Source organism: Actinomycetospora lutea (genome assembly GCF_028737205.1).
Lineage (GTDB): Bacteria > Actinomycetota > Actinomycetes > Mycobacteriales > Pseudonocardiaceae > Actinomycetospora > Actinomycetospora lutea.
Map to the genome: position 1 here is coordinate 1 of NZ_JAQZAL010000057.1, position 11,854 is coordinate 11,854.

Annotated in this window: 9 protein-coding genes; 2 read left to right on the top strand and 7 right to left on the bottom strand. The window is 69.3% G+C overall.

All coding sequences use genetic code 11. The features are described 5' to 3' along the window. The 5 genes from PHK61_RS31075 to PHK61_RS31095 all read right to left on the bottom strand — a co-directional run. Positions 1–211: hypothetical protein (locus PHK61_RS31075; RefSeq protein ID WP_274284910.1), on the bottom strand; the 211-nt coding region annotated here is incomplete at its 3' end. Between the two features lie 268 nt (positions 212–479). Continuing rightward, positions 480–5,291: a multicopper oxidase domain-containing protein gene (locus tag PHK61_RS31080; protein WP_274284911.1), complete on the bottom strand. Its 4,812-nt coding sequence runs from the start codon at positions 5,289–5,291 to the stop codon at positions 480–482. Positions 5,292–5,360: 69 nt separating this feature from the next. Further along, positions 5,361–6,140, bottom strand: a complete 780-nt coding sequence (locus PHK61_RS31085; RefSeq protein ID WP_274284912.1) for a DUF2182 domain-containing protein — start codon at positions 6,138–6,140, stop codon at positions 5,361–5,363. Then, positions 6,137–6,841 (bottom strand): DUF1326 domain-containing protein, encoded by a 705-nt coding sequence (locus PHK61_RS31090; RefSeq protein ID WP_274284913.1) that lies wholly within the window; start codon positions 6,839–6,841, stop codon positions 6,137–6,139. The genes PHK61_RS31085 and PHK61_RS31090 overlap by 4 nt, the downstream gene beginning before the upstream one ends. Before the next feature lie 18 nt (positions 6,842–6,859). Continuing rightward, the gene (locus tag PHK61_RS31095) at positions 6,860–8,608 is read right to left on the bottom strand and encodes a PKD domain-containing protein (RefSeq protein ID WP_274284914.1); all 1,749 of its coding nucleotides are present in this window, start codon (positions 8,606–8,608) and stop codon (positions 6,860–6,862) included. Between the two features lie 713 nt (positions 8,609–9,321). On the opposite strand from PHK61_RS31095, the gene PHK61_RS31100 reads away from it, so the two are divergent. Continuing rightward, on the top strand, positions 9,322–9,915 hold the full coding sequence (locus PHK61_RS31100; RefSeq protein WP_274284915.1) for a hypothetical protein: 594 nt from the start codon (positions 9,322–9,324) through the stop codon (positions 9,913–9,915). Positions 9,916–10,206: 291 nt separating this feature from the next. Here the strand turns inward: PHK61_RS31100 and PHK61_RS32205 are convergent, their stop codons facing one another. Next, positions 10,207–10,497, bottom strand: a complete 291-nt coding sequence (locus PHK61_RS32205) for a tetratricopeptide repeat protein (RefSeq protein ID WP_420791470.1) — start codon at positions 10,495–10,497, stop codon at positions 10,207–10,209. Positions 10,498–11,164: 667 nt separating this feature from the next. Here PHK61_RS32205 and PHK61_RS31105 point away from each other — a divergent pair. Next, positions 11,165–11,326 (top strand): hypothetical protein, encoded by a 162-nt coding sequence (locus tag PHK61_RS31105; protein WP_274284916.1) that lies wholly within the window; start codon positions 11,165–11,167, stop codon positions 11,324–11,326. 60 nt (positions 11,327–11,386) lie between these two features. Here the strand turns inward: PHK61_RS31105 and PHK61_RS31110 are convergent, their stop codons facing one another. Next, on the bottom strand, positions 11,387–11,686 hold the full coding sequence (locus PHK61_RS31110; protein ID WP_274284917.1) for a hypothetical protein: 300 nt from the start codon (positions 11,684–11,686) through the stop codon (positions 11,387–11,389). Positions 11,687–11,854: the final 168 nt, after the last annotated feature.

The following is an 11,854-nucleotide window of genomic DNA, read 5'->3' on the forward strand; positions in this document are numbered from 1 at the left end:
CCCCAGCTCCCGGCCCGGTCACACCCTCAGCTGCACTCCATTTCCGGAAGAGCCGCTTAAGCCCGGCGAAGGCAACAGACTCCCGCTCGCCGAGCAAGTTCTTGATCTGCTCGGCCTTCCTTGAGCGGCGATCTGCCAAGAACGCGAAGAGGAACGAAGCTAGGGAAATCGTTACGGCTAAGACGGCTGCGGCTACCTTCAGTGCTTCCATTCCATCTCCTTGAACGAACGCGCACGACGGGCGATGGCAGTCAGTAGGCGGTCATCTCCACATCCTCAAGCATGTGAGCGAGCTACTCGAAACGACCACTGTTGTGGGTGTTAGAGCCGCATGACGACTCCAACAGGTCTAGTCCCGCTTCCTTCTTGGGCTCTGGGGCCGGGTATGAGCGGGTAGGAGCTGGGGTGGCCACGAACATTCGCTGCACCAGGTGCGGGTCGACCAACCGCGGCGGGCTGGAAGACCTTGGAGGCCAAATTCACAGGCCGCGCAGTAGCGCCCAGATGCCTTGCTCGGTTCCCCAGCGGAAGGCTCCGCTGCGTATCGCGTGGTCGCCCCGCTGCAGGTTATTGACGACGACGGTCTCGGCCCAGCCGTTGCTCACCCCGGACGCGGCCCCGATTCGCCACCCTCCGGGCACCCACGGAGCAGGCTGCCACGCGACGCCGTGGACGGTTAGCGAGTGGTTGCGAGGCTTGTCGCCGGCGCCCACGAGGCGCAGCCACACCTGGTCGCCGGCGCGGGTGGACAGGATCGGGGTGCCCGGGTTGGCGCCCAATGGGGGGCGGCCGCGGTGGATCGGCACCGCTCGATAGCTGAAGCCTTTCTGGCCGCTGTCCTCCGGGTCGTCCCCGGGGACCACGTCCGGCATCGGTTGGTCGGGATGACCGTTGACGAACAACCGAAGCCCGTCCTGCACGAACAGCACGCCCTCGTAGGCCACCAGGTCCCCATCGGCGTCGCAGAGGTCGGCGCTCGTTCCCCACCAGGCCTCGGCCGTGCGGCTGCCTGGACGGAACGGGGTGAGGTCGGGCGGCTCGACGACTAGCGCCCCGAACAGACCGTGGTGGCGGTGGTTGCGCACGTCGGCCAGGTCCTCGAGCAGGCACACCTGGCCGGGCCCGTCGGCCGCGGCGGCTGGCGCCAGCGCTTCGTCGGCGTACCACCAGTATTCGATCCAGTTGGTTCGGAGGTGGCCGAGCGCGTGCCCATCGCGGTCGACGACATCGCCGCCGTGTTCGTCGTGGCTCCCGTTCTCCTCGTCGTCCGCCAGCGGGGCGACGGTTCCGTCGCGGTTGACCCCGACGTAGGCCCCGTCGTCGGATACCACGTCGTAGCGCAGCAGGCTGGGGTGCAGCGACACCCGACGGGCGACGGTTCGGCGGTCGGGCCGGCCGAGGTCGTCGACGTGCTCGAGTGGCAGCACGGGCGGCGACGGTTCGACCCCGAACCGCGGCAGGTTCGGGTCCTCCTCGTCATCGGGACGGCGCACCTCGTTGACGAGGAACAGACGCACCCACTCGCCGCGCCGGGCTCGCAGGACCAGCGGCTCGCCCGTCTCCTGAACGGATGTGGGCCGCCACTCGCCGGTGTCCCGGGCGAGGTCGTGCTCGGCCTGGTCGTAGGCAGCGTGGTGGTAGATCAGGCCCCATGGATCGGTGAGCAGGTTCTCCGCGTAGCGGTGCTCGGTCCGGCGGGCCACCACCACGAAGGTGCGCACCGCCGGATCGTTGGCCGGCGGCCGGTCGTCGACGGCGCGCAGCGGCACCGGCATCTCCGGCGCGACTAGTGCAGGTAGCGGCGGGAACGCCGGATCCCCGCCGGGCAGCGCCACCCGCCACAGCCCCCAGCAGCCCAGCCAGGTGTCGTCGATGTTGTTGAACCGCCACAGGTGGTCGCCCAGCCCGTATGGGGACCGCGCGGCCGGGTCGACGTCGAGTGTGAAGACCTCCGAGATCCCCAACGTCTGTTGGTTGATCAACACCGATCGGGGGTTGTGCCACTCCCGGGGCCAGCGCATGCCGTGCATCACGAAGCTGTGCTGCTCCTCGTGCGAGCCCTGAATCAGCCGGATCCGCAGCCGCTCTCCGGGGTAACTGCGGATCGTCGGAGTGTCCGGAAGCGCGCCCGCCACCGGCCCCTCGACCTCGACCTCGACCTCGCCCTCGACCTCGGGCTCCGGACCCACATTCTGGTCCTCGGGCGGTGAGTCGTGCTGTGTGGTGAACCAGGTCGACGGGTCCGGGCCGCGGAAGGTCAGGGGGGCACTTCGATAGTTGACGGCCATCGAGCCGGGGTCGTCGAACCCGCCCAGCTCGCCGGGCGGGTTGAGCGGGCGCCCGCCCTGGTCCAGCAGCGGGACGAAGTCGCCGACCGCGAGACAGAAGTCGCGGAACGGCGAAACTCCGGTGTTCGTGGGTGGCACCACGACCGCCTCGGCACCGTCCCACGCGGTGTCCTCCTGATCCGCGGTGTGCCACTGCGATCTGGGCGGCTCGGCGATCAGCGCGGCGAACAAGCCGTGCTTCTGGCGGTAGTTGGCCAGCAGGTGGTCGTGGAAGAAGCACGGCCCGAACTCTTCGTCGACCACCCAACGGTGCAGGCTGGTGTTGCGGGGTGGCTGGCCGGGCGCGTTCGGGCCGACGGCTTCGGGGGAGCTGGCGCCGGAGAGGTAGTTCCAGCCGGTCGAGGACCCGTCGGCGGCCAGCGGGTCGAACTTGACCAGGTGGACGTGCAGGGCGCATTCGGCCGGGAGTTGGCCGAGGTCGAAGCGGTCGGCGGGGAACGAGCCGAGCGAGTTGTAGAGCGTGAGCTCGACAAGGTCACCGTGGTTGGCCCGCGGGAAGAACGGGACCGGAGCCTCGTCCGGCCGATGGTCGACGATCAGTTCCGGGTGCTCGGCGACTACCGCACCTGTGTCGTCGACGTCCCGGACCTGCACCCGTAGCAGCCGGTAGTAGTGGCCCGTCGGGTCGTGCCAGCCCTGTCGGTTGTACTTGGCGTCGGCGGCCAGCACCTCGACGTCGTAGTGGATCACGCGGTGCGGCGCGGCCAGCCCGACCTTCTCGTTGGCGCGTCGGCCCAACCCGTCCAGGTCGACGAACAGGACTCCGGGCTGCGGGTCGGCCACGACGGCGGGGTCGAAAGCGTCGAGTTCGAGCTGGGTGTGCAGGCCCATCTCCAGCAGCCGCCGTCGGCCGCCGACATGCTCCGGTCGCAGCGCCGGCGGGGGTGGGGACTTCTGCGGGTACACGCCGTCGATGAACCAGGGAAACCCCGGCTTGCCTGGTTCCACCGGTTTGGGCGGCCGCCCGGGCAGCTCCACCAGCGGGAAGCAGGGCGTGCCGTCCGGGTAGGCCCGGCTGCCGTCGACGTGGCGGTCGAAGCTGCGCCACAGTCCCCACATGCCGTGGTGGAAGTGGGGATAGAGGTGGCAGTGCCAGATGATGTCGCCGACCGCGTGCTGGCGGCTGCCCGAACCGTAGAGCGGGTCGATGTCGAACCCCGTCTGCGGACCGATGGTGATCGAGTCGAGCAGCTGCGAGCCCTTGTGCTTCAGCTCGCCGTTCTCGTCGAGCCCCCACACCGAGGGTTCCGCGGTGTCCTGGGGCACCGCGCGCCACTGGTGGACGTGCAGGTGGAACACGTGGGTCTCCTTGACCCCGCCGTGCACCAGCCGAATCCGCGCCGGGTCGCCCTTGTAAGCGCGGAGCACCGGGGTCTCCGGCTCACCGAACAGCCAGGAGCTGTGGTGCTGCTCCTCGCCCGCTACCCGCTCGACGAAGGTGCCGTCCGGGCGGCGACCGATGAAGAATTGCTCGTCGAACTCTTCGCCGAGGCGCCGGGCCACGGCGGTGCGGTCGATCGCGGTCTGCCCGGCGGGTGGGTGCTGCGGGGTGAGCTCGGCGAGCCGGCGCATCTGGTGCGGCAGCCGGTTCGGCATCGGCTCGGCCCGGTAGGACAGCGGCATGAAGCTGTGCTCACCCTGGGTGTGTAGCCCGCTGGCGATCTCGGGTTCGTCGTGCATGAACACGGCGTACTCGCGGAAGCTGCGTTCGACGTCATCGGAGTAGAAGTCGACGAACGTGTCGTGGGTGTGGTCGGTCTCGGTGGGCGGCAGCACGTCGACGTACAGGCCGTCGCCCCACGGCTGGAATGTGAGGTCCTCGCCGGTCTCCGGGTCGCGCCAGCTCGTGTCGCGTGGCTCGACGACCAGGGCGCCGAACAGGCCGTGCACGTTGCTGCCGACCTGGATGCCGCGGACGTCGGCCAGGTCGTTGATCGGCCAGACGCCCTCGTAGGGCACGTCGAACCGGAAGATGCGGCTGGCATTGAAGGCAATAGTGCTGTCGTTGTTGAGCCCGATGTGCGCGCCGTCCCCCGAGCGGACCCCGGATTGGGTGGTCTGCGGCCCGCCGAGCCCGGCCCCCTGCACGTGGAAGCCGAGGCGCCGACCGCGGATCTGGTTCTCCACCCGCACCCTGATCGGCTCGCCGACCCGTGCTCGCAGCACCAGCGGGCGCACCAGCGGGATCGGACGCAGCGGATTGAAGCGGTCGTAGGGGCGCGCCCCGGTCCCGTCCCACGGGGTGGCGTGGTCGTTGAGCAGCAACCGCCGAATTCGATCCGCCGAGAGCCCGGACTGCTGCTGCAGTGTTACGGGATCGAGCATGCGCGCCGGGTCGGAGTTCAGCGCCACCAGCCAGGCCTCGATCGCGGCCTCGGCCTGGTCGCGCTGCACCCGCCACTGCGCCAGCAGCGCCGCCCGCTCGAGGTCGGTCAGGCTCACCAGACGCGGCGCGTCCGGCTCCGGCACACCGCCTCCTACTTCGGCACCCGCGAGCTGGTCGAGCGCGAAACGCAGGTCGTCGACGACCCGCAGCACGTTCTGCCGCACGGCGCGTTCGTGCGCGGAGCGCCTCGCCCACCCACCGTCGTCGTCATCGTCCTGGTCATCAGGGTCGGACGCGGGGTCGGGAACGTCGCCGACGTGCTCGCGCCGCAGCAGCTCGGCCAGCAGCTCGCGGTCCGCGTCGCTGCCGGCGCGCAGCCGCGGCACCATCAGGTTCAGCAGCTCGAGGTTGTCCACCACGAGCTGGATCCGCTGAGCCCGCTCGTGCAGCCGCGGCAGGAACTCCCCGTCGTCGTTCCATCGATTGCGGGCCCACTTCAGCAGCGGCTCGTGGGCCTTGAGCGTGAACAACAGACCGTTCGGGTCGTGGTCGCCCTCGCGCGTGTAGACGATCGGCATCGACATCGCCACGACGTGGTAGGCCGGATTGGGTGCCATGTGATTCTCCTGCCTCACGCGTCCTGCGGAGCGCGCCGCGCTGACCACGGCGCAGACCACAGGTGGGGATTACCGGACCAGGCCCGGGGGGACGGCGCCGACGAGAATCAGCACGCCCAGGGCGACGCAGCCCAGGGCGACAGCGGTGACGAACGCGCGGGTGCGCGGCAGCAGCCGTTCGGCCAGCATCACGGCGCTGACCACGACCATCACCGGCAATGCCCCCACCCCCACGGTGAAGGTGAGCAGCATCAGGGCCCAGCAACAGCCGACGCAGACCAGCCCAAAGCGCCAGCCGATCACAGCCACCTCAGCCGCCGCCGGGCGGGCGCCGCGCCACGCGGCCAGGGCGATGCCGCGGGGGCTACGGCACGCCGTCAGGCAGGCCCGCTTGGCCGGGGTGAACTGATAGAGCCCGGCGCCGACGGCGGCCAGACCGGCCGGGACCTCCGGGTGCGCCCGCAGCGTCGGAGCCTGCTGGACGGCCAGCCCGAGCAGCAGGTCGCCGAGCAGGAAGCCCAGGCCCGCGAGCAGCCACACCGCGACGAACGCTGTGGCACCCACGGCGACGAGCGCCGCCGGGCGCCGTCGGCGGGTCACAAGCCGGCGGACCGTCTGCAGCAACGGAATCGCCGGCGGCAGCATCATCGCCACCACCATCAGCGACCAGCCGGTGACCGCCCCGAGCCCGGCATCGCCCGCGCCGTGATGGTGGCCGCCTGCAGACCCGGCCGACGGCCAGAGCAAGACCAGCCAGGCTGTCGCCGCTAGGCCCACGACGACGACCGGGACGAGCTGGCCGGCCACGCCGGCCAAGCGCCGGTCGGTGGTGCCCGTGGTCGAGGTCATTCGCGGTCGCGCCGTTCAGCGTCACCGACATCGGCTTGGTCGGTGAGGTGGGTGTAGGAGAACTTGCCGGTCATCCCCGAGCGCCCGACGACGTCGACGAACCCGCCGGGCAGCGCGCCCACGGCGACCGTCAGGTGCTCGCTGCGCAAGCTGGTGACGTCCGGAGTGGTCGACGGCACACCGAACTCCCTCGACAGCGCGGTGTTCCGCAGCGACATGGGCAGGCTCCCGTTGTCAGAGAAAATCTTCGGGGTGCCCGCGACGTCGATGGCGTCGGCGACAGGGTGGTCAGGGGGCAGGCGCACCGTGACCGCCCACGCGTGGCCGTCCTCGGGCTTGATGTCGATGGCGGCCTGCCCGGTCAGCACCACCCGGCCGGTGACCTCGGCCAGCTCCCCGAGCGGGCCCTCGAGTCCGCCGGCGAACGCGGCAGCAAGCAGCCGAGCCTGTTTCGGGGTGGCGTCGTGGTCGACGAACACCACTGTGCTGCTGGTCCCGCCGCGCCGGCGGGAGCCGTGCGCGGTGACGCTGACGACCTTGCGGTCGTGCACCTGGGTCCCGTCGATCTCCGAGCCCGGGCCGAGTGTCCACGCCACCAGCCCGGTGCAGTGCCCGTCGTCGGCTTCCTCGTCGACCCAGCAGGGGCACACGATGTAGCAGTCGCAGGCTTCGATGAACGAGCCGTTGAGCGTGTAGGACATGGCGACTCCTCGTTCCGGCTAGTTGCGGATGCGGATCGAGAGCGACGCCTGCGCGCCCCCCGCGGTGGTCGCGGTAGCCGTGTCGCCGACGGTTGGGGCCGGGCGCTCATCGGCGGCGGCCAATGTGGTCCGCACCGACCAGTCGCCGACGGCGTCGACAGGCGAGCTGCCCATTGCGGCCAGCCCGACGGTCACCCTGATCTCGATCGGCAGGCGGCCGCCGGTCACCGTGCCCTCCACGCGGAGCTGTCTGCTGGCGGTCCGGAACTCTGACCGGGTGATCGACACCTGCTCCGGAGCGGGAGGTGGTGTCACTGTGATGGCGGCCGCGTCGGAGGACTCGTCGCCGGCGGCGTCGCGCACGGTGAGTGTGGCCGTGTGGTTCCCGGGCGCGGCCGGCGCGGAGTAGACCGGCTTCGGGGCGCTCGGGTCGACGAGGGTCCCGCCGTCGACCGTCCAGGCGAAGGAGGCGACGTCGCCCCGGGACGTGGTGCCGTCGAGCTCGACGTCCTGCCCGACGTCGACGCGCACGTCCGGCCCGGCATCAGCCACGCCGCCGGTCTCCGGCGGCCGCGGCGCTCCGGTCAGCGTCACCGCGCGTGTGATCTGACCGCCACCGGCGGAGGTCACCACGATCGTGGCCGGCGCGGCGGCGAGGTCGAAGGGCGAGTCGGAGATCGGCCCGATGAGCTGGGGCCGCACCCCCGAGAGGCGGTGCACCTCTAGGGCCGGCCCCTGATCGTCCGACGACACCGCCTGCACCGTGAGCATGCCAGCCGCGATGTCGAACTCGGCCCGGGTCACCGCGACTTCGTCGGTGACCGTGGCGGGCACCCTGGTTGTCGGCGTGTCCTCGACGTTGTGGACCTCGATCTCCGCGGGCGGGCCGTCCGGTGCCTCGAACCGAGTGGTGTAAGAGCGGTCGCTCGTAGTGAACGCCGTCCGCGGGCTGGCGACCTCGAGCTCCTGGTCGGGCGCGGTCGTGGCGAACACGTCGACCGTGGTGTGGCCGCCGTTCCGGTGGTAGACGGCACGGTCGACCTCGACCCCGTGCACGGTGGCGATCTTGCCCTGAACCGAGAACAGGTCGGTCTGCGCGACATCCGGGTCGGCTGGCGGCGGCTGCCCGGGAACGACCGCGATCCTCGGGCCGGCGACGCGAAAGAAGTTGGTGTCGAACGGGCTGCCGGTGACCGTGTGCTCGACGAGGGGGTTGCCGACGTAACCGTCCGGGGCGTCGGCGCCCCAGCGCAGGAACGGTGCTACGCGCCCGTCGCGCACGACGGCAGCAAAGTTCTCGTCGGCGATGCCGCGGTCGTCAGTCCACGCCACCCGGCCGTCCTCGTCGGCCTCCAGCTCGTCGGTGACCCCGTACGGGTGGGTCACGATGTACTTCGCGGACGGGATGAGGTCGTCCATCCGCACCCGAACCCGAGCAAACACCACACGCGCGTCGTCGGCGGGATCGCCGGCGCCGCCGAAGGCGGCTTCGAGGGCCAGGATCAGGCGTGCCCGGCCTCGCACTCCGTTGCCCCCGACCGGCATCTCCGCCTCAGCCGACCAGTAGAACGCCTCGTGCGGGAAGTTGCCCGGGATCGCCAATGGGCCCGGGTCGACGTCCTCGATAGGCAGGAGGTTCGGATCTTCACCGCGGCTGAGCCCCAGCGCGACCCGGGTCCCCGCGGCGTCCTCGTACCACAGCGGAAAACCAATAACGGGATCGCGCGGGCCAACGTGAGCTAAGCGCTTTTCATTGTCAACTGCCACCCTGTCGCACCGCCTCTGCTCGATATCTTCGAGGGCCGTTGTTCGAGCGGTTCAACGTACGTTCTCGTTAGCTGTCACAATCGCGGCGGTCACTGGCCGTGGGCGGAGGTGTACGCCCTCCGCGAACGCTTTCGGTTGTAAGGAATGGTGCGAGATCGACCCATCCGGGGCAAGCTTCCGAAAGGGTGGCAAAGGTGAACGACCCAAAAGGGCAGCTACAACTTGCGGACCAGCCCGCTCGCCTGATTGCAGCCAGTCGCGATGTGCCGCCCGCATCGCGCATCTCCTGTAAAGAGCCGTTCGGGGCGCGAGACAGATCGCTAAACCGACTTCGGGGGGCTCTAGGTGGTCTGGCTAGAATTTTGGCACCGCCGACACAGCCTGCAAGCAACTCGCTACTCGCTGTCGTTCAGGAACCAGAGAGCTCTCCGGTCGCGGAGTCGAATGATGGATCGGTCGGCGGCCGAGGGCCGTGCCGCGCCCGCCCGAAGCAGTCGCGTGCACGCGGCGCGACAGCGACCGGGGGAGGCGGATTGGCACGAATCGCCGGGCTCGGGGGGAGTTGTCGGTCAGGGGCCGCTAACGCCCAAGTCCTCCATCGGGCGCCGAGGAGCTGGGGCTACGCCATCAGAGCGAATCTGCTTGCCATCACAACGCCCACTGCTGCCATCTTCGGTACGAGATGACGGCAGGGGGATCTTTTGGGGGCGGCCATGAGCGAACATCGGACCGAGAATGAGCTTCGGCCCTCCAATGGCGCAACGGCCCGCTCTCAGTCGACCGAGCACCTTCACGATGACCTGAAGGAGGAATACTATAAGCTGACCGACATCGTCACTAGCTTCGACCAGAGGCTGCTGACCATCAAGGGCTGGGGCGTCACATTCAGTTTAGCCACACTCGCCCTCGGCTTTCAGCAGAATCATTATGGCTTGTTTCTTGTTGCAGCCGCGAGCGCACTGTCGTTCTGGGTAATCGAAGGCTCTGTGAAACTGCACCAGATGCGCTACTACCCGCGCATGGGGGATATCGAGGTAGCGGCTTTTGACCTCTATCGCGGGAAAACCGACCGCGGGCCCGTATCGGCGCCGCTCATCGACTGGAGTTGGCATACCGGATGGACGCGAGTTAAGGGAGGTGCGTCGAAAGGGGACCCGCGAGTGCCGACGCCGTGGGACGACGTTAATGACAATCCTGGAAGGCGTCCATTCCTGTTTCCGCACGTTGCTTTCCCGCACGCTATCGTTCTAGCGTTAGGTGCGCTCTTCTTCGTCCTTGGACTCGCAGGGCAGTTAGGGCCCATCTGATTGTGTTAAGTGGCCGATTCGTGCCTTTCAGGGCACTCTTCGACTGTGCAAAGCGCGTTCTAAGCCTGATGCCGCCACGCAGACAAGTTCGCGCTTCTCAGCAGCCACCCGCTCGCGACCTGTCCATAAGCTATGGAGCGAGCTCGGCGTTTCTCACCTTGGCGAGCCGATAACCCCCAGGATTGTCGCATCCCCACGACCGGTGTGATGGCCGGTGGGCGCTGCGGGACGCGACGGTCGTGGTCGGGGCAGCCGCTGGAGCGCGGGCCAGCGCCCCACCCCCGCCCGACATCATTTGGCTTTCTGGGCCTGTTGGAGCGTCGCGGTGGCAGTGGCGGTGTAAGGGTGATCGGCCCCGAGAACGGACCGGTAAGTCGCGCAGACGTCGGTCAGTAGCTCTACGGCCTCATGGTTGTGGCCGGCGCGTGCTAGAGCCGCCCCAAGGTTGCGGCGGGCGTTGAGCGTGCGAGGGCTCTGTGCGCCGAATAGCCACGTTCGGGCGTCGGCGACCGCGCGGAATTGGGTGATTGCCGCTAGTGGAGACGACAGCAGCGCTGTCACTGGCCTCGGTGCTGGCAACACCGCTACTGCCAGCGGAGACGGCAGCAGCGCTCAAGCCACTTTCGGCGACAACAACACCGCGAATGCCAGCGGCGACGACAGCACTGCCCTGGCGGGCTTCGGCGATGACAACACCGCATCCGCTAGGTCGGACAGCTGCACCGTGATTGCAGAAGGTGGCGGAGTCAGCGACGAGTGCTGAGGCCGGATCGAGCGCATTGCTTCCGGTCGAAGACGCGTTCACGTGTGGTCGGCGCGCCGCCCACCGTCGAGGAGATCGTCGCGACGTTGCGCGCGAACGGGCTCGAGGACTCAGATACGACGTAGAGTCGTAGGTGAGCGGCCCGGCCCCATCCCCCCGGGGCCCGGGCCGCTCACCTGACAGTTCGTGCTCCGCGCGGTTCGTGTTTGCCGTGTTTGCGAAGTTGGTACGGATGCTCCCGAACCGCTCGCGGCCGACCCAACGAATTCCCCCGCTCAGTTGCTCCGAGGCAGTGCTGCGCGAGGTGTGGCCGACCGCCCTCGCCCAGCCCGCGGTGGAGGACACGTTCGGTCAGCCGGCGCCGCCCACAGCGGAGGAGATCGTCGCGAAGATGCGGCGCGAACGGGGTCGAGGACCCGGAAGGCTGATCGACTCTGCCCTTTCGCCGGGCCCGGAGTGTCGGGCTCTTCCCGTAGCGGCTGGCCGATGGTGAAGGTGAGGACACGCAACTCGGACGAGCCTATCGAGCACGGGGCCGCGAACAACATCCGGGTCGTGAACAGCGTGCTCTACGTCCAGATCGGAAACGCGTCCAACGTGGTCGCGGTGTATAACGCCGATGAGTGGAAGAGCGCGGTCGTGGAGTAGGTTCCACGTCCCGCAACGGCGGCCCGGTCCCGAAGTCGTGGGGCCGGGCCGTTCGTCGTTCTAGTTCGGCTCCTCCGGGTGCTTCGGCCTGTCCGCAAACTCGGCCGCGAACGGCGGGCCCTCGTCGCCCTTGGCCTCGGCTGCTCGTAGCTGCTCCTCGAGGTCGTCGAGGTCCCAGCGGTATTGCCCGCCGATCGTCTTGCGGGTCGGCTGCACGTAGCCGGCGGCTACCCACCGTCCGCGGCCGGCGTTCTCGGCGACCCCTGAGGCGGCGACGTGATCGGGGACGAGGGGTGCCGCCCCACCGCCCCCGGGAGCGAGGCCCTCCCCGGAGGGGCCGCCGGAGGCACCACCGACCACCCAGGCAGGCCAGCAAGAAGTTCTGAGGCGGCGCGCGGCGCGGACGGGTCGGAGACAGGAGTCATGCGCCGCGCGCGCGGCGCCGAAGGCGCCGCAGCGCGCCCGCTGGCCGGTCTAGGGCGTGTCTCCTGAATCTTGAGCGTGATGTCGGCGAGCATGCTGGCCGTG